This is a genomic window from Rhodococcus sp. OK302 (assembly GCF_002245895.1).
In the GTDB taxonomy this organism is placed as follows: domain Bacteria; phylum Actinomycetota; class Actinomycetes; order Mycobacteriales; family Mycobacteriaceae; genus Rhodococcus_F.
The window spans coordinates 1,801,878-1,828,673 of sequence record NZ_NPJZ01000001.1 but is presented as its reverse complement, the minus strand read 5'-3'; the positions used below and the strand labels follow the sequence as shown (position 1 = coordinate 1,828,673).

The following is a 26,796-nucleotide window of genomic DNA, read 5'->3' as shown; positions in this document are numbered from 1 at the left end:
GTCAGCGCTCCTCAGGCTGGATGTACACAACACCGGATCCGTCGAAGCGCAGCGAGAACGCTTCACCGCTGCCACCGCCGATCGCGGACCGCCACGTGACGTCGGTGACGAAGCTCTGATTCAGCTGGCCACGATGAGCGACAAAAGCGTCGGGATCGGCGACGAGCGGATACTGCGGGCTCACTTCGAGGGCGATAATCGGTCCGCCCTTCGACAGCAGCGCGACCATCCCACTGCCGCTGACTACCGTCGTGAAGAGTCCCTGTCCCGAGCCTGCGCCGCGCAAGCCGGCAAATTTCACGTCGGTGCGCAATTGGCCCGCAAGAGCGAGCAGTTGCGACGATTCGACGTGCAAGGCGTCGTTGCTGAGTTCGATGATCGTGATGTCCTGGGCATCGACGGCGAAGTACACGGTGCCCTGTCCACTGACTTCCATCAGAGACAGCGATTCACCGGCAGCCTTCTGCTTCAGCGCGGCTCGGAGCCCGCCACCTCCGCCCATGCCGGCATTCTTGAAGGTGACTGCACCCTCGTACGCCACCATTGATCCGCTGATCGCTTTGATGGTGTCCCCCATCAGGTCTGCGACCAAGACCCGATGCCCATCCATTCTCAATTGCGCCACGAGGGCACTATGCCAGATGTCTGTGACAGGCGTTGCAGTGAGAAAGACAAAATCTGCCGCCCACACCAGGTGGACGGCAGATTGTCGTAAATCGGTGAATCAGGGACGGCTGAGTGCGCTCGCATTGTCGTTTTCACGAGTTGCGGTCGAGCCCGCTGCGCTCTCGAGCATTCCTTCGAGGACGTTCTTGCCGATCGCGGATTCGTGTGGAAGCTCGATGGGGTACGAGCCTGTGAAACACGCCGTGCACAGTCGTGTCTCGGGCTGCTCGGTGGCGGCGATCATGCCCTCGGTGGAGATGTATCCGAGGGTGTCCGCGCCGATCGAACGACGAACGCCTTCGAGCATTTCCTCGAACGTGCTGGTCTGCCCGCCCGCTCCGTTTGCGATCAACTCTGCCGGCGAGGCGAAGTCGATGCCGTAGAAGCAGGGCCACTTGACCGGCGGCGACGCGATGCGGACGTGAATCTCGAGTGCACCGGCTTCCCGAAGCATCCGAATGAGAGCACGCTGCGTGTTACCGCGGACGATCGAATCATCTACCACCACAAGACGTTTCCCGCGAATAACTTCCTTCAGTGGGTTGAGCTTGAGTCGGATGCCGAGCTGACGAATGGTCTGCGACGGCTGAATGAAGGTACGGCCGACGTAGGCGTTCTTCATCAGACCCTGGCCGTAAGGAATGCCGGATCCTTGGGCATAACCGACAGCAGCCGGGGTGCCCGACTCGGGAACGGGAATCACCAGGTCGCCCTCGGCGGGATGTTCCGTGGCGAGCAGACGGCCGATCTCGACGCGAGTCGAGTGAACGGAACGTCCACCGATAACGCTGTCGGGGCGGGCCAGGTAGACGTACTCGAATACACAACCCTTGGGCGTGGGATTGGAGAAGCGCGAGGAACGGACACCATCGGCATCGATCGCGAGCAGTTCACCGGGCTCGATGTCACGAACGAAGGACGCGCCGACAATGTCGAGAGCTGCGGTTTCGCTGGCGACGACCCAGCCGCGATCGAGTCGACCGAGGCAGAGCGGGCGGACACCGTGCGGATCACGCGCTGCGTACAGGGTGTTCTCGTCCATGAAGGTGAGGCAGAACGCGCCCTTCAACGTGGGGAGCAACTCCATCGCAGCCTGCTCGATGGTGCGGTCTGCGGCAGCGTGCGCCAGCAGTCCACCGATGAGGTCGGAGTCCGACGTCGCCGCGTTGGGACGCTTGTCGTTGACCAGGCCGGCCGCGCGGGTACGGCTCGCGAGCTCCGCTGTGTTGACGAGGTTGCCGTTGTGTCCGAGCGCAATGCCCGTGCCCGCAACCGTGGTGCGGAAAATCGGCTGCGCGTTTTCCCACGTCGTGGACCCGGTGGTGGAGTAACGACAATGCCCGATGGCGACGTGTCCCGGCATTGCTGCCAGCGTCTGCTCATCGAATACCTGACTTACCAGGCCGAGATCCTTGAATACCAGCACCTGGGAGCCATCGGCTACCGCAATGCCGGCAGCTTCCTGACCACGGTGCTGCAGTGCGTACAGACCGTAATACGTGAGCTTCGCCACATCCTCTCCCGGCGCCCAAACGCCGAATACACCGCATTCTTCGCGGGGCTCGTTCTCGTCCTCATCGGACGGGCTCGTAGCGAGGAGATTTGGACTGTTGACCGAAAGATCGGCACGAGTCACGTGGCGCTCCCTTTGTGGGCAGGGGTTGGGGGGCATACACAGTCTACTGGCATTTTTGTGATGCCTCGCCGCAGGGCAACCTTGGTAAAGATTAAACCGATCAGTCTCTGTTACGGGGTCAACCTGAGCAACGGAAGCCAATGCGCGATCTCCGAGGCTCGGCTTCCGGAGGCGTCGACGCGGCCGTCGGCGGAAGCGTCGTGAAATTCGAGAAGTCCCGTCACCATCAACAACCACGTGCGCACATCGGTTTCGACGACGTTGGGCGGGGTTCCTCGCGTGTGCCGTGGACCTTCGATGCACTGCACGGCCACAAACGGCGGAACCCGCACCTCGACGCTTGATCCCGGCACGATCTGCTCGAGGGTGCGCGCACTCATCTTCACCGCAGCCCCGAGTTCTGCTCGCGACGGCTTCGGCAGTTCAGGATCTTTCAGCCAGGGGCCGACGGCAAGAAGCGCGGCCCTCAGTTCAGCGGGGGCGACTTTGCGACGCGGTGTCATCGATTCACTCCTGAATGCCTGGCTGTTGCAATTCGAACGGCAAGTGCCCCACCGGCGTTGGTTGCCAAATGCAGCAGCGCTGGGGCGAGAACACTTCCACCTCGACGGTGCAGCCACTCGAACAGCAGTGCCGACGCCCCCGTGAATGCAACTGCAGCGGGGACGTTGTCGCCGGCGCTGCGGGCCGGCGCAATGTGCCACATTCCGAAGGTGAACGCATGAATCGCCTGTGCGGCCGGGAGACTGAGTTCACGGTTCCACACTGCGGACATCGCGCTGCGGAACAACAGTTCTTCGGAGAGCACGGTGCCGAACGGGATGTGCAGAATGATCCATTCGAGGAAGTCCTCACGACCGTCGGCGCGCTCGTCGGCTGCCAGCGTTGCCCGCAACTGCGGAACTGCAAGCGCCACAGAGTAACCGGCGACAACTGCTCCACCGGCACTGGCGCCGAACTGCGCACCACCGCGAATACCGGTGTGAGCCAGTCCCAGCTCTTCGCGGGTGTAGCCGCGCGCAAGCAGAATTCCGATAGCCGACAACCCCACGGCAGTATTGACTACTGCCCTCGCCCTTGGCGACAAACCGAACGCCGGCAGCACCACGTTGCTCCACGCAATTGCTGCGGCGGAGAGCAGTAACGGCTTCACTTCTCGGGACCTTCCGACTTCACGGCGATCACCAACGCATCGCGCACACGCTCGGTATCGGCGGCTGTCCATCCTTCGGGTTGAGCGACACTGATCCAGCCGTCGAGTACGGAGGTTCCGTAGTTGTGACCATGACCGTCGGGCACTCCGGCAGCATTACCGAGATCGGCGGACACTTGCCAGAACGTGACGATCGGGAACCACTTCATCGACGGCGATCGGTCGAATCCCGGTATCTCCGTGAGCCATTGTGGCCTGTTGAACATCAGATCGGGTGACCACCACACAACGGGATCGGAGGGGTGTTGGATGAACAGCACGCGAGGGTCCGGCCACGACATGCCGGCAGTCGGAATGTCCTCGGGACGATCCGCGAACCGAACTCCAGCCAGACCGTCGGCGTAGACGGGGGCAACTTCGGTACTACCAGGGTCGCGTCGCTCCACTATCGAGCGCCACAACGGTGTCGCGTTGGGTGGACCCACCCACAGGATTCCGTCGGCGGTATCGCGTGCTGCTTGCAACGTATCGAACGCGCCGGCACCGGCCAGTACGCCGAGGCTTTCGCCGTAGACCATAAACTTGGGCCTGGTGGCTTCCGGTTCCTGGAGCCATCTTTCGTGAACTCGCTCGATCAGTAGTCGTCCGGCAGCTTGTGCCTTTTCCTGATCCGCGAGAAATGAGATCCAGCTCGGCAGATACGAATACTGGCTGGCGACAAGTGCTGTGTCACCGTTGCCGACAAGCTCGATCGCCTGTGCCGCTGTGGGATTGACCCACCCGGTGCCGGTCGTCGGAATGACGACCAGAACCTTGCGCTGAAAAGCGCCGGTCCGCTCGAGTTCCTTGATCACCAGATCCATACGTTCGTTCGGATCCTCGGCACTTTCCAGCCCCGCGTACACACGGATGGGATCCATTGCCGGTACACCCGTCGCGGCTGTCAGTTCCGTGGCGTCGAGTCCCCGCGAAACGAAATTACGTCCCTCGAACCCCAATGTGTCCCAAGGAGCGACAGATTCGGGACTGCCGGATTTCATCGGGTCCTGCGGCTCTACGACGCCGTCCCTGGTGGTGGAGTTCTGCAGACTGAAGATCGAGTTGGTGGCGGCGTAGATTCCGCGGACGAGGACGCCGTCGACAAGCATGAAAAAGAGCACTGTCACGACCACGATGCCGACCCCGTTGGCCACCGAGCGGGACCAGCGGAACCGTCGCATGAGTACGCGGGCAATCAGTTTCACCAGATCGTGCAGCACGCGCCAGATCGAGATGAGCAGGCCACCGATGAGCACGCTCAACCCGAGAGTTCGGATGTAGCCGCTGGTAGTCGTAGATTCGGCACCGGTCAGTGCGGCGATCTCCCGCTGCCAGCCGGCCGAGTACACGAGCATGATGATCGCCGCCACGATCGATGCGGCCGGAACAAACACCTTGATGGCGGTGGGGACGGGTTCGGGCAGCGGCCACCACCGTCGGCCGCGAAGCAGATACCGCTCCACGGCCCAGCCCACGGCAGTTCCGACGCCGTAACCGATTGCCGAGTTGATGCCACCGATCAGGCCTTGGAACAACCAATCGCGTGGCAGGAGAGACGGAGTCAGCGACCAGCAGAAAAAGAAGGCGGCGAAGGCGATGCCGGTGAAATCGAGTTTGAGTAGGCCCCAGGCCCACTCGGTGAAGCGATTGTCGAACCTCTCCAGAGATGCCGGAACAGCCAGCCGCAGGTGATGTTCCTGCGGCTGGCTGTCAGCGGAAATCAGTTCTCCGGAATCGACCATCGATCACCCGAACAGTGCGGGCAACGTTCCTTCGAAGGCCTCACGGAGCTTGGCCATCGTGACCGAGAAGTGACCCTGGATCTCGACGGAGTCGCTACCCTCGTCGACAACGCCGATGCGAGTCCACGGCAAACCTCGAGCGGTGCACATACCGGTGAAGCGGGTTTCTTCGGTCCGCGGAACAGCCACGAGGACGCGTCCCGAAGACTCCGAGAACAGTGCGACAAACGGATCTGCGCCCTCGGGAAGCAGGATGCGGCAACCGGTTTCGCCGGCCAGTGCAGCTTCGACAACAGCCTGAGCCAATCCACCTTCGGACAGGTCGTGGGCTGCGGTGACGAGGCCGTCACGCGACGACGACAGCAGGATATCTGCGAGCAACTGCTCACGAGCCAGATCGACCTTGGGCGGCACGCCACCGAGGTGGCCGTGCTCGACCTGCGACCAGATGGAACCGTCCAGCTCGTCGTGGGTATCACCGAGCAGGATCAGCGTCTCGCCGGGCTCGAGTCCGAGGCCCGTCGGGATACGGCGATGAACGTCGTCGATCACGCCGAGCACTGCAACCACCGGAGTGGGCAGAATTGCCGTGGAGCCGGTCTGGTTGTAGAAGCTGACGTTGCCGCCGGTGACGGGGATACCGAGTGTGGCGCAACCGTCGGCCAGGCCGCGAACAGCCTGCTGGAACTGCCACATGACGCCCGGATCCTCGGGGGAACCGAAGTTGAGGCAGTTACTGACGGCCTTGGGTGTCGCACCCGTGACTGCCACGTTTCGGAAAGCCTCGGCGAGAGCGAGCTGCGCACCCGTGTACGGATCGAGCGCGGTGTAGCGGCCCGAAGCGTCGGTGGACAGCGCGATACCGCGGCCCGTCTTCTCGTCGATGCGGATAACTCCGCCGTCGGCGTTCTCGGCCAGAACGGTGTTGCCGCGAACGTAGCGGTCGTACTGCTCGGTGATCCACTTACGGCTGCACAGCGCCGGTGAAGCAATCATCTTCATGAGCGTCGCTTCGAGCTCTTCGCTCGTCTCCGGACGCTTCAGTCCGGCCGTGGTGTTCGCGATCAGCGCGTCCTGGGTGGACGGACGCTCGACGGGACGGTGGTAGACCGGTCCGTCGTGAGCAACGGTGCGCGGCGGTACGTCGACGACGGTCTCGCCGTGCCAGGAGATGGTGAGGTGCTCACCGTCGGTGACCTCGCCGATGTCGGTGGCCAGGACGTCCCACTTCTTGCAGACCTCCATGAACGCGTCGACGTTCTCGGGGGTGACCACGGCGCACATGCGCTCCTGCGATTCGCTGGAGAGCACCTCGGCGGGGGTCATGCCGGTGGCGCGCATCGGAACGCGTTCGAGGTTGATGTGCATGCCGCCGTCGCCGGCTGCTGCCAGCTCGGAAGTGGCGCAGGACAGTCCGGCGCCGCCGAGGTCCTGGATACCGACAACGAGGCCGGCCTTGTAGAGGTCGAGGCAGCACTCGATGAGCACCTTCTCGGTGAAGGGGTCGCCCACCTGAACCGCGGGAAGCTTCTTGCGTCCGCCACCGTCGTCGTCGAACGTCGCCGATGCGAGAACCGAAACGCCACCGATGCCGTCGAGGCCGGTGCGAGCGCCGAACAGGATGATCTTGTTGCCGGCGCCGGAAGCGAAGGCCAGGTGCATGTCTTCGACGCGCATGACGCCTGCAGCAAGTGCATTGACCAGTGGGTTACCGGCGTACGACTCGTCGAAAACGGTCTCGCCGCCGATGTTGGGCAGGCCGAGGGAGTTTCCGTATCCACCGACGCCGCGCACGACACCGTCGACGACGCGACGGGTGTCGGGGGCGTCAGCAGCACCGAAACGCAGCTGATCCATGACCGCGATGGGACGAGCACCCATAGCCATGATGTCGCGGACGATGCCGCCGACTCCGGTAGCCGCGCCCTGGTAGGGCTCGACGTACGACGGGTGGTTGTGGCTCTCGACCTTGAATGTGACGGCCCAGCCGTCGCCGATGTCTACGACGCCGGCGTTCTCGCCGATACCGGCGAGCATGTTGGCGCGCATCTCATCGGTGGTGGTTTCGCCGAAGTATCCGAGGTGCACCTTGGAAGACTTGTAGGAGCAGTGCTCGCTCCACATGATCGAGTACATCGCCAGTTCGGCGTCCGTGGGACGGCGACCCAGGATCTCCTTGATGCGGGCGTATTCATCGTCCTTGAGCCCAAGCTCCTTGAACGGCTGAGCGGCATCGGGATCAGCCGATGCGTGCGTGACGGTATCGACCTGATGAGCAGACACTGGAGAGGGGTCCCTTCCCTACGGGAGTCAAGAGGCAAGCCGGAATGCCGCAGGACACCACAAATGTGCCCAACGAAAGAACGTGCCGGAAGACAGTCTATCGGGGATATCGGATCACTTCCGCAGACGGCAGCACCCTTCATACCGCTAGGCCTACGAAGCCAACCCGATCACGCTCGTTTACGGTTTCGGTAATACGGTCGGTTTTACCTCGAGTTCGGTTCCGTCCGATCCCAGAATGGAAGGTTCTTCATGCCTCAGGATGTGCGTCAGTCTGATGTCGCGGCACAATCTCAGTCAGTCACCACTCCCCTGACTCCGGCCGCAATTTTCCTGGTGGCGACGGTAAATCCCGGTGGTGAAGGCACCACACGCGAGCTTCTTGCCGACGTCGCCGGCCTGCAGCGAGCGGTCGGTCTGCGTGTTCCCGGGTCCGGCTTGGACGTCGTGACCAGCATTGGATCGGACGCCTGGGATCGCTTGTTCTCGGGGCCTCGTCCGGCGCTGCTGCGCCCATTCACCGCATTGCAGGGAGATGTCCATCACGCACCGTCGACGCCCGGCGACCTCCTTTTTCACATTCGCGCGATGAGCATGGATGCCTGCTTCGAGGTGGCCCGCCAGATCACGAAACGGCTGCACGGCGCGGCAACCGTCGTCGACGAAGTGCACGGCTTCCAGTACTTCGAGAACCGCGACCTCATCGGCTTTGTGGACGGCACCGAGAATCCGTCGGGCCGCGACGCGATTGCCGCTGTGACGGTCGGCGACGAGGACCCCGAGTTTGCCGGCGGCAGCTACGTCCACATCCAGCGCTACATCCACAAGATGCGTGATTGGGAGGCAATCAGCATCGAGGAGCAGGAGAACGTGATCGGCCGCAGCAAGCTCGAGGACATTGAGATGACGTCCGACGTGAAGCCTGCAAATTCACACGTCGCCCTCAATGCGATCAAGGATGACGACGGCAACGCGCTCGAGATCCTGCGTGCCAACATGCCGTACGGACGCCTCGGCGACGACGAGATCGGCACCTTCTTCATCGGATACTGCGCCACTCCCGCCATCACCGAGCGCATGCTCGAGAACATGTTCCTCGGCTTCCCTCGTGGCAACTACGACCGTCTGCTCGATTTCTCGACGGCCGTGACGGGGTCGATGTTCTTCACACCGACCACCGACTTCTTCGAGACGCTTCCCGCTATCCCCTCGGTGTGAGGAACGCACCCAGAGCGTCGGCATACATACGTATGTCTGCGGCGCCCATCAGCTCGCGAGCGGAATGCATCGCGAGCTGAGGCGCGCCCACGTCCACGGTGGACAGGCCGGTTCGCGACGCCGTGATGGGTCCGATGGTGGACCCGCACGGCAGGTCGGCCCGATGCACATAACGCTGCAAGGGAACTCCCGCCTGATCGCAGGCCAACGCGAACTCGCCGGCACCGGCTGCATCGGTGGCATACCGCAGGTTCTGGTTGACCTTGAGTACCGGGCCGCCGTTGATCTCGATGCGGTGAGCAGGCTCGTGACGGTCGGGATAGTTGGGGTGCGTGGCATGGGCCATGTCACCCGACGCGCACACTGATCCAGCCATCGCCTGCAGGAATTCTTCGCGTCCGCCGCCGCGCCCCAACACAATTCGTTCGAGCACAGTGTTCAGAAGATCAGAGAACGCCCCGCGATCGGACATGCTGCCAACCTCTTCGTGATCGAAGAGCGCGAGCACCGGAACATGACGCCCCGGGGATTTCGCAGCGGCCAGAAGCGCTTGCGTCCCGGCATAACACGTACCCTGGTTGTCCAACCGGGGCGCGCTGACGAGCTCCTGATCGACACCCACCACCATGCTGGGAGCAAGATCGTGGGTCATCAATTCCCAACCGAGCACTGAAGATTCAGCCACACCCGACTGGTTCGCGACAAACCCGATGAGGGACTTGGGCCTATTGCCCACTCCCCAGATTCCGTTGACGTGACGCTGCGGATCGAGCGTGACTCCCTTGCGGTCTTCGGACAGATGGATTGCCAGCTGCGGAACACGCAGAATCGGGTCGTCGATCCGAACCAGCTTCTGCTCCACAGTGTTTCCTACACGCACACTCAACCGACCGGAGATCCCAAGGTCGCGATCGAGCCACGAATTCAGGAGCGCCCCGCCATACGGTTCGAGGCCAACCATCTGCCAACCGGCCGACGTCAGGTCAGGATGCTGCTTGACGCGCAGGTTCGGACTGTCGGTGTGACCGCCGACGATCCGGAACGGTGCGGCGGGGTCGATATCCTCAGTACTCCAAGCGATGAGCGATCCACCGCGGATCAGGTAGTACCGCCCGGGCTTTGCCGGCCACGCAGCGGTTTCCTGCAGTTCCACAAATCCGTTGCCCGCCAGCTGCGCTGCGACCGTTGCACAGACATGAAAAGGAGACGGTGACGAGTCGACGAAGCTGCACAGTCCTTGGGCATCGGCCCCGGTCAAGGAAGTCATGCTCTTCATCATGCCCGACCGCGTTCTACTCAGCCGTGTGCACCGGAAACACAAAACTGGTTGCCGTCGGGATCGACAAGAGTCACCCAGCGGAAGCCGTCCATATTTTCGCGATGATGTTCCGTTGCTCCGGCTTCGATCAGGCGCGTCACTTCGGCGTCGAGATCGGCGCTGGACAGATCCAGATGGATGCGATTTTTGCCGGCAGTCGGATCCGGCACCTTCTGGAATGCAAAATTGGCGCTGCCGGGGACGTCGACGATGTAGAAAAAGCCGTCGTTCTCCTCTTTGAGGGTGCCACCCAACTGCTCTGCCCACCATCGCGCAAGGGGGCCCGGGTCGAGGCTGTCGAACGTGATCATTTCCAGATTCAGTGTCATGGGCTCACGCTAAACGATGACACCGACACAAACGTGACGTTCGAAGCATGATTTCGATCTACCGACGCTGCGAGAGGCTGAGATGAGACCATCCTCGAATGAGTCCGAGACCGCCGCAAGAACGTTCTGTGGAACCACTTGTCGCGGTATTCGCCGTCGTCGGACTACTACTGGGTTGCCTTGGAGTCCTGGGCTGGCGCTTTGCGACGTCTTCCCTGCTGACCGAGTACATCGGTATCCAACCGCCGCCACCGCCGCCAATGGAAGATGGCAAGACCGGATACATGTGGGTTGTCGACGGCTACAGCTACTTCGAGGGCCCGCACTGGTTCCCGGCAACGGGATGGTTCTTGACCCTCGGAACCGCGCTCGCTCTTGTGGTGTCCGCGTTATGCGTCGCTACCGGATGGAGAGTGACCCGCCATCATGAGGGAAACAAATGGTTTCTGGCGCTTACGCTTTCGGGATTCGGCGGACTCTACGGTCTGGCGGCTTCGGTTGCCGGACGAATCTTTCCGCCTACGTTCTACTCAATCGTCCTGCCAGAACCGCGCGACCCGGCGGACCCGTATCCAGACTCGCCGATCGTGCACTTTGATCTTGATCCGCCCCTGATCAGTTTCACCGCAATAGGTTTCACGATCGGAGCACTTCTGTCATTGCTACTTCTCGCATCGGGCTTCAGAGCCAGCCGCACCTATTCGAAGAGCTCTGATCGCATCAAATGAGCGTAGGCTTGAAACAGCAGTTCCAGTGATTCGCCCGAAAGTCCTTCTGCTGCACGCATGAACTTCATCGCCCACGGGTCCGACAACTCGATGTCGTCACAACCATCTACATCAGCCAGCAACTCGAGTCCGATATTTGCGGGCCAGGCAGAGCAGTACCGCTGGACTGCAATGGATTCCGTCCGCATTCCGTTTCCCTTGTCCCGCCGAGAATCGACAGACGACAGTGCTGTCGACAACTGCCGATGGTTCAGCACAGCTCCAGAATCAGCCGCCGATCGAAACAGGACGTTGAGCCGTTCAACCAAACCGTCATTGCTGGATGATTGAATGCAATTGCCGGACAGCAGATTCAAGCTCTCGAAACTCATCGGTCGAGAGGACGTGGGAATGCTTTCCATGGTGCTACCTCCATTGGTTTCACAAACGGTGACATTTGTATCGCCCTCATTCGAGGAGCGTTCATTAACCAAGCCACCTCGGTCACAACCATCGAGGCCGGCACACCAACTGCACCTGATACTGCCTAGCTTCGGGTGCCGTACACATTCGGTCTGCCTACCATCGGGCTGGTGGTTACAGGTTACCCAAATCTGTAAAGAAAGTGCAAGCGTTTTGTTACTTTAGTCCGAAAAGTTCTATCGGTCTGCATTGACCCGGTTTTACAGAGAACTGGTTGGTACATAACGCAAGATGTTGGAGGGAGGCATGCTCGGCACGTGCTGAGTAAGCACCGTGCGCACTCGAGTATGACTACGCATCCGCACGGTGCGATCGCGGACCAGACTTCAAATCATGAACACACCGACAGCACCCTCGAAGTCCACGGCAGCATTCTTCTTGCAGGCCGGAATAGCTTTTGCCGTCAGTTTTGTCGGCACTCTCGTGGGAATCGCCTACTTGCCCATCGACGCCTGGCAGCGCGGATTCCTCGGAATGTCCCTACTCTTCCTTGTCACCAGCACATTCACCTTGGCAAAGGTGATTCGCGACCAGCAGGAGGCGTCAACTGTTCGTGTTCGCGTCGACGAAGCGCGTCTCGACAAGCTGATCGCAGAACACGATCCCTTCAAGACTGCCGCGTAAGGACGCTTTCTGATCCGCGACAACGGATGGATACACAACGTGTACCTGTTCGGATACCCCGACAAGCTCGCCAGAACTATTCGCCTGCGAGCATCGCTGTCATCTGTGTGATTTCTGCTTGCTGACCAGCGATAATTTCCTCCGCCATCTTCTCGGCGGACGGATCGAGTCCGTCGGCGATCTCTGTCTCCGACATTGCGATTGCTCCAGCGTGGTGCTCGATCATCATCGTCAACCACATCTTGTCGAATTCTGCACCCGTTGCGTTGGTCAGAGCTGTCATATCGCCATCGGACATCATGCCCGGCATCTCTGCCATCCCGACGCCATGACCCGAGTGGTCCATGCCGTCCATCGACATCGACGACGGATCGGGGCGACCCCACTTAGTGAGTGTTTCCGTCATCTGCGCCATCTCGGGCCCCTGGGCACCCTCGATCTTTGCGGCCAACGCAACGAGCTCGGCGTTATCTGTACGCCCCTCAACCATTTTCGCCATATCAAGAGCCTGCGAATGGTGCGGGTACATGCCTTCCAGGAACTCGATATCGGTCGCATTGACGCCCGCCGGAATCGCGGACTGCCCAGCCGACACAGATGTCTCGGCGGAGGTCGGGGACGCAGAATCTCCGACATCCGAACAACCGGCGATCAACAGTGCTCCTGCTGCCAACACAGGAACAAACCGAACGGCACTACGCTTGGCCGAGAACATGACACCACTCCCAAAAATATCTGACTTCATACGAAACTTATTACTGTGCAACAACTTCGGATCATCATTCCCGTCCGAAGTAGGTAGTCACCACAGTACCGACGACGGTCAGGCGAAACCCGAAATATTCGACAGAAACGATGCACCTTCATCGAATCTTCATAGTCCCGCCAGGACTGCCTGTCGTGCGCCCCCACCTCGGCTAACCTGAATTCATGAATCCGGAATCGGTACCGCCACGGCACACCGAAGGAGCATCTCGAGTCTTGGCAGTGGAAGACGAACCGGCTTTGGCGAAGGTTGTCGCCAATTACCTTGCACGCGAAGGTTTTCAAGTTCGAATCGCCCTCGATGGACCCTCCGCCGTGGCGGCGGCGCACGAATTTGAACCTTCCCTCGTCGTCCTGGATCTGATGCTTCCAGGATTCGACGGCATGGAAGTGTGCCGTCGAATACGCAGCTTCTCCGACGCGTACATTCTGATGCTCTCGGCCCGCGGCGACGAGTCCGACAAAGTGATGGGTCTCGCTGCCGGGGCCGACGATTATGTGGTCAAACCCTTCGGACCTCGCGAACTCGTCGCCCGCGTCAAGGCGCTTCTGCGCAGACCTCGCGCGTCGAGCCTGATGCCCGAACCATTGCCGACGCCACCCGGTCTGGACATCGACGTGGTCGCACGCTCTGTGCTCGTCGACGGATCACTCGTCGACCTCACACCCACCGAGTTCGAACTACTGACCGCGCTGGCTGCCAGACCTGATACGGCACTGAGTCGGAGTGACATCATTGCCGCCGTGTGGGGTTCGTCCTGGTACGGAGATCAGCACATCGTCGACGTCCACATCCGCGCACTGCGACGCAAACTCGGAGACGACGCAAGCGACCCCCGGTTCATCCGCACCGTCCGCGGCATCGGCTACGCACTGAGGGCCTCATGAAGCGACTCGGACTCCGCGGCAAGTTGCTCGTCGCCCAGATCGTTGTTCTCCTGGCATCCTGCGTAACGATCGCTGCCGTGGCAATTGCCATCGGCGCACCGTTGTTCCACAATCACCTCGCGATGGCGGGTATCGAGGACGACAACGTCCGCCTACACACTGAAGAAGCCTTCAGCCAGACCATTTTCGTGGCACTGCTGAGCGGTGTGGCGGTTGCCCTCGTCGGGGCGAGTATCGCTGCGGCAATTGTGGTTCGGCGAATCACAGCGCCGATCAGCAGACTTGCTGTTGCTGCGCAGAGCGTCGCCGAAGGCGACTACGACGTCCAGATCGAGAGGTCCGACGTCGACTCGGATTTCACTCGACTGGAGTCTGCGTTTTCCGACATGGCCGCACGGCTCGATCATTCCGGCAATGTCCGCAAACGCCTGCTGGCTGATCTTGCTCACGAATTACGCACTCCTGTATCAACTTTGGCGGCATATGTCGACGGAATCGAGGACGGAATTCTCGAACCGGATGCCACATCGTGGGCAGTGATGCGCGATCAACTCGAGAGAATGCGGCGCCTCGCCCATGACTTGGCCGATGTTTCCGCAGCCGACGAGCACGCCTTGGGATTGATAATTCAGCCGGAGGATCTCAGCGACATCGTCTGCGCCGCAACAGCTGCCGCCGCACCGCGCTTCGAGGATCGCGGGGTTTCGCTGGCCATCCATGTCCCCGCGTCGACGGTCACTTCGCTGGTCGACCGTCAACGAATCGAACAGATTCTGGCTAACCTGCTGGAAAATGCACTGCGACACACACCAAGTGGCGGTACCGTCCGCGTCACTGTCGAAGAATCGGCAGGCCATGTTTCCGTATCTGTCACCGATACCGGAGAAGGAATTCCCGCAGATCAACTCGAGTCCGTCTTCGACAGATTCCATCGCGGCGACAGTTCGGACGGATCGGGGCTGGGGTTGACGATTGCCCGAAGTCTCGCAGTCGCACATGGCGGCACATTGACTGCGAGAGTTGGCAGCGACGGCGGCGGCACCACCTTGGAGTTGTGCCTACCGATCAGTGCCTGATCTGCACTCGATCTGCACTCGATCTGCACTCGATCTGCACTGAAGTCTGCCGAAATGTCCGAGTTCATCCGCCCCGACGTCGAGTGAACGTATCGCTTCCCCTGTTCAACAAGGGGAGCGATACGTTCACTCGGAAAAGGGCAAGAAAAAACAGCGCCGGTCAACCAGTGTTGCTGGCCGACCGACGCTGCTGAAAGCTGAAATCAGGCGTTGACGATGGAGTCCAAAGCCGAGTAGAACAGTCCGAGTCCGTCGTCACTGGGGCCGGTGAGGGCCTCGGTTGCGTGCTCGGGGTGCGGCATGAGTCCGACGACGCGACCGTTGGCGGAAGAAATGCCGGCGATACGACGCTGCGAACCGTTGGGGTTCTCTTCCGAGTAACGGAAGACGACGCGGCCTTCACCCTCGAGTTCGTCGAGAACGTTCTCGGGAGCCTGGAAGCGACCTTCACCCGACTTGAGGGGAACCAAGATCTGGGCACCCTTTTCGTAGCGCGAGGACCATGCGGAGTTGTTGGACTCCACAGTGAGCCACTCGTCGCGGCAGATGAAGTGCAGGCCCTGGTTGCGGGTCAATGCACCCGGAAGCAGACCAGCTTCGCAGAGGATCTGGAAACCGTTGCAGATACCGAGGACGGGCATGCCGCCCTTGGCTGCTTCGACGACCTTGCCCATGGCAGGCGCGAAACGTGCGATGGCTCCACAGCGAAGGTAGTCGCCGTAGGAGAATCCGCCGGGGACGATGACTGCGTCGACGCCCTTGAGGTCGGCGTCGCCGTGCCAGAGTGCGACGGCTTCACCGCCGGCCAGATTCACCGCTCGAGCTGCGTCGACGTCGTCAAGCGTGCCCGGAAAGGTGATGACTCCGATGCGTGCGCTCATGCCTCGACGCGCCTGACGGTCCAATCCTCGATCACCGTGTTGGCCAGCAGGCCTTCGGCGATCTTCTCGAGTTCGGCATCTTCGACGCTACCGTCGATTTCCAACTCGAACCGCTTGCCCTGACGGACATCGGATACTCCTGCAAAGCCCAGGCGAGACAGTGCCCCGACAATGGCCTGTCCCTGGGGGTCGAGAATCTCGGCCTTGGGCATGACTTCGACGACGACACGGGCCACGTGCTGCTCCTCGGTACTAGTGCGCGAACCCAGAGGGAAACACCGGGTAGTGACGAGTTTACCGGGCGAAGCCGGGAAGGTTCGCATCGAGTGAGCCGAGAGGTGACGCCGACCACCCGTAAATGGCGCATACTCGAAATCATGCGACTGACACATTTTGGCCATTCCTGTGTACTTGTCGAATTGAACGGCTCGAAGATTCTCTTCGATCCGGGCAACTTCTCCCACGGTTTCGAGGGCATCACCGGCCTCGACGCCATTCTGGTGACGCATCAGCACCCTGACCATGCGGACCCGGCACGACTCCCCGCTCTGGTCGACGCCAATCCACATGCTGCTTTGTACTGCGATCCGCAGACTGCAGCCCAACTGGCCGGTCGATGGAACGGTGTCCGGGCCGGCGACACGTTCACCATCGGCAATGTCGAGGTGACCGGAGCGGGCGGCGATCACGCGATCATCCACCCCGATCTCCCGATGATCGACAACACCGCATTCCTTCTCGGCGACGCCGTCAATCCCGCACAGTTCTTCCATCCGGGCGATTCACTTTTTGTCCCAGAACAGACCGTCGACGTCCTTGCTCTTCCCGCGGCCGCTCCGTGGCTCAAGATCTCGGAAGCCGTCGACTATCTCCGGGCGGTGGCACCTCGCGTCGCGGTGCCGATTCATCAGGGCATCATTCGTGACGAAGCGACAGGCATTTTCTATGGTCGTTACACGGACATGGCTCCCGCGGGCACGGAGTTCCGAGTACTCGGCGAAGAGTCGAGCGTCGAGGTCTCCTAGCTACGCCTTCACTAGCTACGCCTTCACGTCGACGATGATCCAGCCCGTGCTCGTTCCGCCGGATGCGTCGGTGAGGGTGTAGCGAACGCGATCGACACCCGGAGTCAACGGGGCCTGGTAGGCAACCTTGCCGCCTTCGAGCTTCACCGCGCCACCGAGCAGCGACGTCGCTTCGACACCGGTCACTGAGATCGAATCCCCATTGCTGTCATGGTCATTCGCAACGGTGTCGATGGTTGCCGAGGCGCCGAGTCGAACCGTTGCGGTATCGAGTGCGGCGTACGGAGGTATCGCCGTCGCGGTGTAGCGACCGATGTCGTCCAGGCGAGAGGATGCAATCTGCGCTGTTTCGGCAATCGACGCGAATTCGGTGCCGTCGAATCTGGACAGATTATTGCCGCTCATGATGGTGCGCCCCTCCGGGCCACCTTCCACATTCTCATTGTCGTCGGCATAGAAATTGTGACCGAGTTCGTGACGGAGAGTGAGGTCGAAGTTGCCGTCTACTTCACCGGAGACCTGCGCATAGCTGGCATCGAGCAAAAACTGCGAGAAGTATGCATTTCCACCGCCCGACTTGCACACAACGGTCGCTTGATCGACGGTAGTGCCGACCTGATCGGACCACGCCGCCTCCAAGGCAGGAAGGTTTTCACACGAACCCGCATACGGATCGCTGAGCGCATCAGCTCGGAGGACCACTCGGCCGAGGATCGGCTGGATTCCGAGGTCTCTGGTCCAGATCGCTGCGATCCGAACCATCGATTCCTCGGCCCGATCCAATGCCACTGCTGGGCTTCCGCTGCCGTGGGCCGAATACCATTCTCCGCTCAGGTTCAACCCGACTTCGAACTGCTTCAACGTTTTTCCGACATTCGCTGCCGAACTCGGCGCAGTCGGAAGGGTCGACAACGTGGGTAGCGGATCAATCGGGGCGGAACTGCGACTGACAACCCGCGAACCGACAAATTCGATCGAGGCGCCCCGATCGAAAGTTATCTGCCCGCGAAGAGTTCCGGTTGAATCGACGATGGCGGATACGACTGCATCGCCATGTCCGTCGACGCTCCCGAGGTACGAGCGGGGCGCCGGCAATGTCGAATCATCCAGGGCGCCACCGCTTTCCTGCACTACCATCGCAAAGCCGTCACCCCGCAGGTCAACCTTGTTCAGACGGAGCGCCTTGATTGTCCACAGTGGCTGTAACGATCCCCGAGTTCGGTTCGGACGGTTGACTAGTTCCGCTCGAACCGCTGCCCAGGCTGCCTGTAGACAACGAGCCTCCAAAATCGACAGGCGCTGCAGTCGCGACAACGGGAACCATCACAGCACTCGCAACTGCCCCCGCCGCGACAGCAAGAATTCGTTTGGTCAGCTTCGGAGACACTCGCATGTCGACACCCAGATTCTATCAGTAGCGAAGAATCAACTGAGCGGACAGTAACGTCAGAAATTGCAGACGAAGATACCCAAACGACATACATGGACTACCCGGACATCTCCGACTTGCAGCCAATACCCACAGCTCAGTCAGCAAAACGAGGAGAGACTCCCGGGGAAACCGGACACGCGCCCAATGCGCGACACAGTCAGCTATCGACAGTTGCCTATCCCGCGGTCAGGCCGCACCAAGTTGCGACGCAGGCGGCACCCAGCGGTAAACCTGTGGCGTTGCCTCGTGAAAGAGAGCGAGATCGACCGCGTCGAGCATTGCTCGACGCGGTCCTTCGTTCCCCAACTGCTTTGCCGAAATCGACAGGCGGACAAGACCTCCACGCCTTGCAGTGCGTCCGGCACCGAGAATGAGCGCCCGGCACCACCACGGTTCGACTTTGAATCCTTCACCGATTCCCAGGACACGACCTCGCTGCGACGTCCCCCGCGCAAGGTCGTGAACCGCTCCGAGTCCGGCCATCGTCCGAAAGCCTGTCTCCGGCAACACCGACATCGCCCCGGGTGAGACCATCCACCGCGGCGGAGCGAACACTCGCGTTCGCAAACCGGCCTGTTCCAGAACTCGATCTGCCGCCAACAGTCGGAGTTTCGCTTCGTGCTTCGAGAGTGTGGCGAACTCTGCGCGTCGACGCTTGGTTGCAGCTTGATCGTAGCCGTGCAGCACTATCGCGTCGCCGTGCTCACGACGCTCACGCAGCCAGGCTGCAGTGACGGCGTCGTCGGCCAGTCGATATTTGTCTTTGAGTCTCGGGGCCACGAGGAGGGAAAGGCGCACTCCCCTGGCATCCATCTCGTCTGCGAATCCTGCAGCGAGATAGCATGTCTCATCTCTGATTCCGGACACCGACACGATCAGTTCAGCGGACATACCCACGATAATGCCGCCTGCGGATGAACAACACACTGCCGCCGAATGATCATTCGGCGGCAGTGGGCGGTCAGTTGTGCGGCAGAACAGCTTCGATGGCGGCGAGAACCTCCGGCGCATCGGGCTCGGTGCGCGGGCCGAAGCGATTCACGACGGTGCCGTCGGGTGCGATGAGGAACTTCTCGAAGTTCCAGGTGATGTCGCCGGCCTTACCTTCGGCATCAGCGGTCTTGGTCAGTTCCGCGTACAGCGGGTGCCGGTTTTCGCCGTTGACCTCGATCTTCTCCATGAGAGGGAAGGTGACGCCGTAGGTGGTGGAGCAGAAGGTCTCGATCTCTTCCGCGGTGCCCGGCTCCTGCCCCATGAACTGGTTGCACGGGATGCCGATGACGGTGAGTCCGCGGTCTGCGTAGCCGCTGGCCAGCTTCTCGAGAGCCGAGTACTGCGGTGTGAGTCCGCACTTGGATGCCACGTTGACGACCAGCACTGCCCGTCCGTCGTATTCGCCCAGCGAGGTGGGTACGCCGCCGAGAGTGTTGATCGTGATGTTCTGTACTGGAGTTGTCATGCGTTCCAACCTAGCGACTGCTCGGCGACCGCGCAGCATTGCCGACAAGGCTCAGTACGCAACCACAGAACGAGACCGCCGCACGGTGGGTGCGACGGTCTCGTTCATCTACTTGCGACCAGGATCACTGATCGCAGAATGGGTTCCGCGGTACGGAAGTGCTCAAACCTTTAATGGTGACTGACAAATGACTGCTTGGTTCCGGCAGGCGCGGTTTCGAGCTTGTGCTGCTCTTCTTCGTCCTCGTCGTCGAGCATCGTGGCTTCGTTGAACGGAATCTTGCCGTCCAGAACCTCGACGACGCGTTCCTTGTCGATGGTCTTGGTCCAGACGCCGATAAGGAGCGTGGCGACGGCGTTGCCCGAGAAGTTGGTGATTGCTCGGGCTTCCGACATGAAGCGGTCGATACCGACGATCAGGCCCACGCCGTCGAGCAGTTCAGGACGATGACTCTGCAAACCGCCTGCAAGCGTTGCCAATCCGGCGCCGCTGACTCCTGCTGCACCCTTCGAGGCGATGATCATGAACACCAGCAAGGAGAGCTGCTCGCCGAGGGCCAGGGGCTGACCCATCGCGTCGGCGATGAAGATCGAGGCCATCGTCAGGTAGATCGCGGTGCCGTCGAGGTTGAAGGAGTAGCCGGTCGGAACGACGATGCCGACAGTGGTGCGCTCGACGCCGACGTGCTCCATCTTGGCGATCAGGCGCGGCAGCGCCGATTCGGAGGACGAGGTCGCGAAGATGAGCAGGTATTCGCGGGCCAAGTACTTGACCAGCTTGAAGATGTTGAATCCGGTCACCGCGCGCAGCAGGGTTCCGAGGACACCGAAGATGAAGATCAAGCAGGTCAGGTAGAAGCCGATCATCAAGGTCCCGAGCTGAACCACGGCACTCAGTCCGGTCTGGCCGACCACGCTGGCGATGGCGCCGAAAGCACCGATCGGGGCGAGCCACAGGATCATCGTGAGGATCTTGAACACGAGCTTCTGAATGTGGCCGATTCCCTTGAGGATCGGCTCGCCGGACTTGCCGAGCGACTGGATCGCAAAACCCACGAGCATCGCCACGAACAGCGTCTGCAGCACGCTGCCGGCGGTAAGAGAGGACAGCATCGACGTCGGAATGATCGACGCGACGAAGTCCCACGTCCCACCGGCACTGTGGGCGGCATCGGTGAGCTTGGCGACGGACGCCGAGTTGGGCGTGATGTTCAAGCCGCTACCGGGGTTCAGCAGGTTACCGACGCCCAAGCCGATCGCGAGAGCAACCGTCGACATGCCGATGAAGTAAGCAAGCGCGAGCCCGCCGACCTTGCCGACCTTCGCCGCAGCGCGTACCGAGCCGATTCCGAGCACAATGGTGCAGAAGATGACCGGGCTGATCATCATCTTGATCAAGCTGACGAACAACGTGCCGAGCACACCGACCGACTTGCCGAATTCGGGTGCGAGCCAACCGACGAGGATGCCGCCGATGACCGCGACGATGACGCTCATGTAGAGCCAATGCGTCTTGTCGCGCTTCGCCGGGGCGCCCTCGGGCTGTGGGGAAGCGTTTACTGTCCCTGTTGCCGTGATGCTCATGGGATGTCCTTTGGTGGGAAATCTGTGAAGTGATCGGGATCACTTTCAAGTCGTGGAGAATTCTTGCTGCAAATACTCGAGGCGTGAAGTTTGTGTTCATAACGTTCAGGAGTGGCCGATGGTCGAACTACACAGTCGCCGACGCATGAGCGTCGCTCGGCAGATTCTGCTACTGCAGTTGGCACTGTTGACGCTGGTCATTGCCGTCGGCGGCGCTTTGGCGATTGTCGACGAGCGTGGTGACAGCGACGACGCCATCCGTCGCCAGGTGAGTTCGATTGCGGAGACTCTGGCGCTGTCCGACTCCACTGCACAGGCTCTGACAAGCCCCGATCCCACCGCGATCCTGCAGCCTCAGACCGAGAAAATACGCCAAGCCACGGGCGTCGACTTCATCGTGGTGATGGCGCCGGACCGCACGCGCTACACGCACACCAACCCCGAACTGATCGGGGAATTGTTCACCGGCAACATCGATCGTGCATTGGCCGGCGAGACGTTCACCGAAACGTATGCCGGTTCGTTGGGTCCGTCGATTCGCGCGGTCACCCCGGTCTACGACGCGAGCGGCACACTGGTCGGCCTGGTGTCCGCCGGTGTCACGCGCGAGGAGATCAGCAAGCAGTTCGCCCAGAGCATCCCGACCATCCTGGCAATAACCGCGGCGGGATTAATTGCGGCGGTCTTGAGTTCTCTGCTCGTGAGTCGGCGGATCAGGCGTCAAACCCTCGGCCTGGCTCCCGACGAACTACTCACGATGTACGAGCATCACGACGCCGTTCTGCACAGCATCGGTGAAGGGTTGGTCGTGATCGGCCGCGGGCGAGGTGGACAAGCTCAGGTGGACATGGTCAACGACGAAGCCCGCCGCCTCCTCGACCTACCGGATGGACGGGTTGAACTTTCATCCCTTCCTTCCACCCTGCGTGATGTGGATGCCAGTTCGGCGAAGGATCAGGTTCATCTCACCGATGTACGAATACTCGTGGTCAATCAGCATCCGGTTGAGTGGGAGGGCAAGAGAATTGGAACGGTTCTGACAATTCGCGATCACACCGAGTTGCAGAATGTTCTGGGCGAACTTGATTCGATTCGAGGGTTCGCAGAATCACTGCGCTCACAGGCACACGAGAGCGCCAATCGACTACACACCATCATCACAATGGTGGAGTTGGGACGATACGACGACGCAGTTGCCTTTGCCACCAACGAGTTACGTGTTTCTCAGCAGCTGATCGATCGGTTGGTCAATGCGGTCCACGAGCCTGCACTAGCGGCTCTACTGCTCGGCAAACTGAGTGAGGCGACCGAGCGAGGGGTGGAGTTGACCGTCACCGAAGACACTGCACTCGGACCCGTTTCCACGCTCACCGCCCGTGAACTGGTCACGCTGGTCGGCAATCTGGTGGACAATGCCATAGACGCCGCCCGATCAGGCACAGACCCGTGGGTGGAAGTGACAGTGATGGAAGAGGATTCGATGATGGTGGTTGCCGTCGCCGACAGTGGTCCCGGAATGACACCGGACGCACTCGAAAAGGCAAAGGAACGTGGATATTCCACCAAGTCAGGCTCTCGCGGGATCGGCCTTGCTTTGGTCTCGCAGGTCGTGAAGCGTCACGGTGGCACCTTCGTGAGCGAACCCGGTCTCGGATCCATGCTGGTAGTTCGCATTCCGATTCGACACGAGAAGGCGTCACAATGATCCGGGTACTCATCGTCGAAGACGAACCTTTGATTGCCGCAGCGCATCGCTCCTACGTGGAGCGCGTGCCGGAGTTCGTGGTGCACAGCGTTGTTCACACCGGGCAGGCTGCGTTGCGCGCGGTAACCGAAGCCAACGCCACCCATCAACCCATCGACTTGGTGCTACTCGACATCGGACTCCCCGACGCCAGTGGACTCGACGTTGCGTCAGCACTGGGCGGGTTGCGCCCGAGTCCGGACATCATTGCCGTGACCTCGGCCCGAGACCTCGACGTAGTACGCAACGCCGTCGCGCGCGGAATCGTTCTCTACCTGCTCAAGCCGTTCACGTTTGCCGCTTTCCGAGACAAGCTCGAGAGGTACCGGGAGTACCGCACTGCGCTGCCCGCCGGCGAATCAGCCGTCAGTCAACACGATATCGACCGCGCAATGGCGGCACTCCGAACTTCTGACGACAGAGCGGCATCACCGAAAGGTATTTCGTCTCAGACTCTCGGATTGGTATCGGCATGCGTACGCGCGTCGGAGAGTCCGGTAACGGCCGCCGAGGTGGCAGCGTCCGTGGGTGTTTCCCGGGTGACCGCCTGGCGCTACCTCGAAAAACTGGCAGACGACGGATTACTCACCCGAGAAACCGAATACGGACGTGCGGGACGCCCACAGGTTCGGTACCGCAGGGCCTAGTTGGCACCGACGGTGTCGAGTACCCACGCGAACTCGAAGGCAACTTCTTTCCACTTCTCGTAGCGACCGCTGACGCCACCGTGTCCGGCGCTCATCTCGGTCTTGAGAAGTAGCGGAGCATCCCCGGTCTTGGTCTCGCGAAGTTTCGCAACCCACTTCGCAGGCTCGACGTAGAGGACACGGGTGTCGTTGATACTGGTGATCGCCAGAATCGCCGGGTAGTCCTTGGCTTCCACGTTCTCGTACGGACTGTACGAGTGCATGTACTCGTAGACGTCCTTGTTGTGCAAAGGGTCTCCCCATTCGTCCCACTCGATGACCGTGAGTGGCAACGACGGATCCAGGATCGACGTCAGTGGATCGACAAACGGCACGTTTGCAAGAATGCCCGCAAAAAGTTCCGGCGCGAGGTTGGCAACTGCGCCCATCAACAAGCCGCCCGCGCTGCCGCCATCCGCAACCATCCGATCAGCAGTGGTGACGCCGGTATCGATCAAATGCTGTGCACAAGAGACGAAGTCGGTGAAGGTGTTCTTCTTGGTAAGCGTCTTGCCGTTCTCGTACCAGTGCCGACCCATCTCGCCGCCGCCGCGTACGTGGGCGACAACAAAGACAACACCGCGATCGAGTAGAGACAAACGTGCCACCGAGAACGACGGGTCGATGCTCGCCTCGTAGGAACCGTAGCCGTACAACAACAACGGTGCCGGGCCTTCGGGTGCGCCGACGCGTCGAACGATGGACAACGGGATCCGAGTACCGTCTTCGGCCACTGCCCAATCACGGCGCTGCTCGTAGTTCTTCGCATCGAAGTCGCCGAGAACGGGCTGCGACTTACGTAGCGCCAGTTCACCGCTGTCGACGTAGTAGTCGTAGACCTGCCCCGGGGTGATGAAGGACGTGAAGCCGAGCCGGATGGTGGGCTGAGCCCATTCCGGGTTGGAGCCCATTCCGATACTGAACAGTTCTTCGTCGAAATCGATCTCGTGACGCTCGCCGTAGCCATCGGCTGTCAACGGCCACACGGCAACCCGAGTCAAAGCCTCGCGCCGGTAGCTCAGCACGATATGACCGGCAAAGGTGTCGGCCTCTTCCAGGCGCACGTCTTCGCTGTGTGCGATCAACATCGTCATATTGGTCGGATCCGAAACGGGAGCCTCGGCCAGCACGAAGTTCTCGGCCTTCACGCCGTCCACGACGTCGTTGTGGAGAATGAGGAAGCGATCCTCTCCCCCGATCACAGCGTGTTCGGCGCCGTACTCGACACCGTCCCGGCGGGGAATGATCACGCGGAAGTCACCTTCCGGGTTTGCGGATTCCAACATCCAGCCTTCGCTGGTCACCTTGGAACCGACCCAGATCATCAGGTACTTCTCGCTGCGAGTCGAACCTATCGACACCCAGTAGCGCTCGTCAGGCTCATGGAACACCGAAACATCTTGGCTCTGAGGTGTTCCCAGCTTGTGACGCCAGACGGTGTCCGGACGCCAGGACTCGTCGACAGTCATGTAGAAGACGTGACTGTGATCGAGTGCCCAGGTGGCGCCGGGGGCGGTGTCGGGAATCTCGTCGGCAAGGAGTTCGCCGGTCTCGAGGTTCTTGAACCGCAAGGTGTATCGCTCGTCGCCGAGCACGTCCACCGAGTACGCCAGCAGAGTGCCGTCTTCGCTGATCGAGAACGCGCCGAGCGAGAAGAAGTCGTGGCCTTCGGCCTCGAGATTGCCGTCCATGAGAATCTGTTCGCCGGCCAATTCGACACCGGGCATCAGATTGGGTGGCGTCCAATCGCTCTCGTCGGAGACTGGGCAGCGGCAGTGGACGTTGTACGACTTTCCCTCGACGCTGCGGGCGTAGTACCACCACTTCCCCATGCGGGTGGGTACCGACATATCCGTTTCCTGGGTGCGTGATTTGATCTCCTGGAAGATCTTCTCGCGCAACGGCTCCAGATGAGCGGTCTGCTGATCGGTGTACGCATTCTCGGACTCGAGGTAGGCAACCACCTCGGCATTTTCCTTGTCCCGCAGCCACTCGTAGTCATCGACGAACGTGTGTCCGTGATGGGTACGTTCAGCGGGAACCTTCTTCGCGACTGGCGGGACGAGGCTCATGCGCTGGGACCGACCCAATCGGCGAAGGACAATCCGGAAATACGTTCGTAGGCTTCGATGTAACGCGCACGGGTCGCGTCGACAATTTCCTGCGGGAGCGGCGGCGGCGTGGTGTCCGATGCTCGGTCCCAGCCGGATTCCGCACTGGTCAGCCAGTTTCGGACGAACTGCTTGTCGAAGCTGGGCTGAACCTTGCCGGCCTCGTAGCCGTCGGCCGGCCAGTAACGCGACGAGTCCGGAGTGAGCACCTCGTCGGCGAGCACCAGGTTGCCGGCGGCATCGAGACCGAATTCGAGCTTGGTGTCCGCGAGGATGATTCCGCGGTCTGCCGCGAAGTTCGATGCGCGGGCGTACACGTCGAGGGTGTCTTCACGGAGTTGGATCGCGAGCGGCTGACCAACCTTCTCGACGACCTCGGCGAAACTGATGTTCTCGTCGTGATCACCCATGGCAGCTTTGGACGCGGGGGTGAAGATGGGGTCGGGCAGCTGACTGGCCTCGACCAAACCAGCGGGCAGGGACACACCGCAGACGGCTCCGGTGTTGTTGTAGTCGACCAGTCCGGATCCGGTGAGGTAGCCGCGGACGACGCATTCGACCTGCACCATGTTCAGCTTCTTCACTACCAGCGCACGCCCCAGAACCTCTTCGGGGATGCGATCGTCGTCGGGCTCACCGGCGAGGTGATTGTTGCCGCCGAGGACGTTGAAGAAGAACACGCTCATCGCGGTGAGGACACGGCCCTTGTCCGGAATCGGCGTGCTGAGCACGTGGTCGTAGGCCGAGATCCGATCACTCGCAACAAGCAGCAGGTGCTCGTCGTCGATCGTGTAAAGGTCACGGACCTTGCCACCGGCCAGATGAGTGTAGGAATCAAGTGTAGGACGCACGATGCCACCCTATCGGGAGTTACCGACTCACACAGAACCGTGGTAACCGAAACTCACCGTTCGGAGAGGCTCCCGGCCCGCTGACCTGGATATGCGG

27 protein-coding genes are annotated in these 26,796 nt (G+C 61.0%); 9 read left to right on the top strand and 18 right to left on the bottom strand.

The genetic code is table 11. The features are described from left to right. Position 1: 1 nt before the first annotated feature. The 6 genes from BDB13_RS08410 to purL all read right to left on the bottom strand — a co-directional run bounded on the left by BDB13_RS08410 (position 2) and on the right by purL (position 7,519). Positions 2–610, bottom strand: coding sequence for an AIM24 family protein (locus tag BDB13_RS08410; protein WP_094274775.1), 609 nt, complete (start codon positions 608–610; stop codon positions 2–4). A gap of 114 nt (positions 611–724) precedes the next feature. Beyond that, entirely contained in the window at positions 725–2,302 is a 1,578-nt protein-coding gene (gene purF / locus BDB13_RS08405; protein ID WP_094271238.1) for an amidophosphoribosyltransferase, read from the bottom strand. Positions 2,303–2,412: 110 nt separating this feature from the next. Beyond that, positions 2,413–2,805 (bottom strand): sterol carrier family protein, encoded by a 393-nt coding sequence (locus BDB13_RS08400; RefSeq protein WP_094271237.1) that lies wholly within the window; start codon positions 2,803–2,805, stop codon positions 2,413–2,415. Then, positions 2,802–3,455, bottom strand: coding sequence for a CPBP family intramembrane glutamic endopeptidase (locus tag BDB13_RS08395; RefSeq protein ID WP_254922752.1), 654 nt, complete (start codon positions 3,453–3,455; stop codon positions 2,802–2,804). The genes BDB13_RS08400 and BDB13_RS08395 overlap by 4 nt, the downstream gene beginning before the upstream one ends. Further along, positions 3,452–5,236, bottom strand: coding sequence for an alpha/beta hydrolase (locus tag BDB13_RS08390; RefSeq protein WP_094271236.1), 1,785 nt, complete (start codon positions 5,234–5,236; stop codon positions 3,452–3,454). The genes BDB13_RS08395 and BDB13_RS08390 overlap by 4 nt, the downstream gene beginning before the upstream one ends. Before the next feature lie 3 nt (positions 5,237–5,239). Further along, positions 5,240–7,519 (bottom strand): phosphoribosylformylglycinamidine synthase subunit PurL, encoded by a 2,280-nt coding sequence (gene purL / locus BDB13_RS08385; protein ID WP_094271235.1) that lies wholly within the window; start codon positions 7,517–7,519, stop codon positions 5,240–5,242. A gap of 252 nt (positions 7,520–7,771) precedes the next feature. Here purL and BDB13_RS08380 point away from each other — a divergent pair, with 252 nt between their 5' ends. Next, positions 7,772–8,737, top strand: coding sequence for a Dyp-type peroxidase (locus tag BDB13_RS08380; RefSeq protein ID WP_094271234.1), 966 nt, complete (start codon positions 7,772–7,774; stop codon positions 8,735–8,737). Here BDB13_RS08380 and BDB13_RS08375 read toward each other — a convergent pair. Together BDB13_RS08375 and BDB13_RS08370 are read right to left on the bottom strand one after the other, a co-directional pair. Continuing rightward, positions 8,721–10,004 carry a M18 family aminopeptidase gene (locus BDB13_RS08375; protein WP_176459546.1) on the bottom strand — a complete coding sequence of 428 codons (1,284 nt, stop codon included), beginning with the start codon at positions 10,002–10,004 and terminating at the stop codon, positions 8,721–8,723. The genes BDB13_RS08380 and BDB13_RS08375 overlap by 17 nt on opposite strands. A gap of 29 nt (positions 10,005–10,033) precedes the next feature. Beyond that, the gene (locus BDB13_RS08370) at positions 10,034–10,384 is read right to left on the bottom strand and encodes a VOC family protein (RefSeq protein ID WP_094271233.1); all 351 of its coding nucleotides are present in this window, start codon (positions 10,382–10,384) and stop codon (positions 10,034–10,036) included. A 98-nt stretch (positions 10,385–10,482) separates the two neighbouring features. Between BDB13_RS08370 and BDB13_RS08365 the strand changes: the two genes are divergently transcribed. Beyond that, positions 10,483–11,112 carry a hypothetical protein gene (locus BDB13_RS08365; RefSeq protein ID WP_141210625.1) on the top strand — a complete coding sequence of 210 codons (630 nt, stop codon included), beginning with the start codon at positions 10,483–10,485 and terminating at the stop codon, positions 11,110–11,112. Here the strand turns inward: BDB13_RS08365 and BDB13_RS08360 are convergent. Then, on the bottom strand, positions 11,082–11,513 hold the full coding sequence (locus BDB13_RS08360) for a hypothetical protein (RefSeq protein ID WP_141210624.1): 432 nt from the start codon (positions 11,511–11,513) through the stop codon (positions 11,082–11,084). The two genes, BDB13_RS08365 and BDB13_RS08360, sit on opposite strands and share 31 nt — an antisense overlap. 394 nt (positions 11,514–11,907) lie before the next feature. On the opposite strand from BDB13_RS08360, the gene BDB13_RS08355 reads away from it, so the two are divergent. Next, the gene (locus tag BDB13_RS08355; protein ID WP_094271230.1) at positions 11,908–12,198 is read left to right on the top strand and encodes a YiaA/YiaB family inner membrane protein; all 291 of its coding nucleotides are present in this window, start codon (positions 11,908–11,910) and stop codon (positions 12,196–12,198) included. Positions 12,199–12,274: 76 nt separating this feature from the next. On the opposite strand, the gene BDB13_RS08350 is transcribed toward BDB13_RS08355, so the two are convergent. Then, positions 12,275–12,913 (bottom strand): DUF305 domain-containing protein, encoded by a 639-nt coding sequence (locus tag BDB13_RS08350; protein WP_094271229.1) that lies wholly within the window; start codon positions 12,911–12,913, stop codon positions 12,275–12,277. A gap of 215 nt (positions 12,914–13,128) precedes the next feature. On the opposite strand from BDB13_RS08350, the gene BDB13_RS08345 reads away from it, so the two are divergent. After that, positions 13,129–13,851 (top strand): response regulator transcription factor, encoded by a 723-nt coding sequence (locus BDB13_RS08345; protein ID WP_094271228.1) that lies wholly within the window; start codon positions 13,129–13,131, stop codon positions 13,849–13,851. After that, the gene (locus BDB13_RS08340) at positions 13,848–14,927 is read left to right on the top strand and encodes a sensor histidine kinase (protein ID WP_094271227.1); all 1,080 of its coding nucleotides are present in this window, start codon (positions 13,848–13,850) and stop codon (positions 14,925–14,927) included. Before BDB13_RS08345 ends, BDB13_RS08340 begins: the two co-directional genes overlap by 4 nt. A gap of 203 nt (positions 14,928–15,130) precedes the next feature. On the opposite strand, the gene purQ is transcribed toward BDB13_RS08340, so the two are convergent. After that, the gene (gene purQ / locus BDB13_RS08335) at positions 15,131–15,808 is read right to left on the bottom strand and encodes a phosphoribosylformylglycinamidine synthase subunit PurQ (RefSeq protein ID WP_094271226.1); all 678 of its coding nucleotides are present in this window, start codon (positions 15,806–15,808) and stop codon (positions 15,131–15,133) included. Then, positions 15,805–16,044: a phosphoribosylformylglycinamidine synthase subunit PurS gene (gene purS, locus BDB13_RS08330; RefSeq protein ID WP_003945817.1), complete on the bottom strand. Its 240-nt coding sequence runs from the start codon at positions 16,042–16,044 to the stop codon at positions 15,805–15,807. Before purS ends, purQ begins: the two co-directional genes overlap by 4 nt. 141 nt (positions 16,045–16,185) lie before the next feature. Here purS and BDB13_RS08325 point away from each other — a divergent pair, with 141 nt between their 5' ends. Then, the gene (locus BDB13_RS08325) at positions 16,186–16,833 is read left to right on the top strand and encodes an MBL fold metallo-hydrolase (protein WP_094271225.1); all 648 of its coding nucleotides are present in this window, start codon (positions 16,186–16,188) and stop codon (positions 16,831–16,833) included. A gap of 15 nt (positions 16,834–16,848) precedes the next feature. Here the strand turns inward: BDB13_RS08325 and BDB13_RS08320 are convergent, their stop codons facing one another. From BDB13_RS08320 to BDB13_RS08310, 3 genes are all read right to left on the bottom strand, one after another. Continuing rightward, on the bottom strand, positions 16,849–17,970 hold the full coding sequence (locus BDB13_RS08320) for an Ig-like domain-containing protein (protein ID WP_254922751.1): 1,122 nt from the start codon (positions 17,968–17,970) through the stop codon (positions 16,849–16,851). A 481-nt stretch (positions 17,971–18,451) separates the two neighbouring features. Beyond that, entirely contained in the window at positions 18,452–19,156 is a 705-nt protein-coding gene (locus BDB13_RS08315) for a DUF2334 domain-containing protein (protein ID WP_094271224.1), read from the bottom strand. 70 nt (positions 19,157–19,226) lie between these two features. Next, positions 19,227–19,724: a glutathione peroxidase gene (locus BDB13_RS08310; protein ID WP_094271223.1), complete on the bottom strand. Its 498-nt coding sequence runs from the start codon at positions 19,722–19,724 to the stop codon at positions 19,227–19,229. Between BDB13_RS08310 and BDB13_RS08305 the strand changes: the two genes are divergently transcribed. Then, on the top strand, positions 19,723–19,908 hold the full coding sequence (locus BDB13_RS08305; RefSeq protein WP_094271222.1) for a hypothetical protein: 186 nt from the start codon (positions 19,723–19,725) through the stop codon (positions 19,906–19,908). The two genes, BDB13_RS08310 and BDB13_RS08305, sit on opposite strands and share 2 nt — an antisense overlap. On the opposite strand, the gene BDB13_RS08300 is transcribed toward BDB13_RS08305, so the two are convergent. After that, positions 19,895–21,307 (bottom strand): cation:dicarboxylate symporter family transporter, encoded by a 1,413-nt coding sequence (locus BDB13_RS08300; protein WP_094271221.1) that lies wholly within the window; start codon positions 21,305–21,307, stop codon positions 19,895–19,897. The genes BDB13_RS08305 and BDB13_RS08300 overlap by 14 nt on opposite strands. A gap of 118 nt (positions 21,308–21,425) precedes the next feature. Here BDB13_RS08300 and BDB13_RS08295 point away from each other — a divergent pair, with 118 nt between their 5' ends. Further along, complete coding sequence (locus BDB13_RS08295) at positions 21,426–23,012, top strand: ATP-binding protein (protein ID WP_094271220.1); 1,587 nt, start codon at positions 21,426–21,428, stop codon at positions 23,010–23,012. Next, positions 23,009–23,698: a response regulator gene (locus BDB13_RS08290; protein ID WP_094271219.1), complete on the top strand. Its 690-nt coding sequence runs from the start codon at positions 23,009–23,011 to the stop codon at positions 23,696–23,698. Before BDB13_RS08295 ends, BDB13_RS08290 begins: the two co-directional genes overlap by 4 nt. Here the strand turns inward: BDB13_RS08290 and BDB13_RS08285 are convergent. Both BDB13_RS08285 and BDB13_RS08280 read right to left on the bottom strand, forming a co-directional pair. Continuing rightward, complete coding sequence (locus BDB13_RS08285; protein ID WP_094271218.1) at positions 23,695–25,809, bottom strand: S9 family peptidase; 2,115 nt, start codon at positions 25,807–25,809, stop codon at positions 23,695–23,697. The genes BDB13_RS08290 and BDB13_RS08285 overlap by 4 nt on opposite strands. Continuing rightward, positions 25,806–26,699, bottom strand: coding sequence for a phosphoribosylaminoimidazolesuccinocarboxamide synthase (locus BDB13_RS08280; RefSeq protein WP_094271217.1), 894 nt, complete (start codon positions 26,697–26,699; stop codon positions 25,806–25,808). The genes BDB13_RS08285 and BDB13_RS08280 overlap by 4 nt, the downstream gene beginning before the upstream one ends. Between the last annotated feature and the right edge of the window lie 97 nt (positions 26,700–26,796).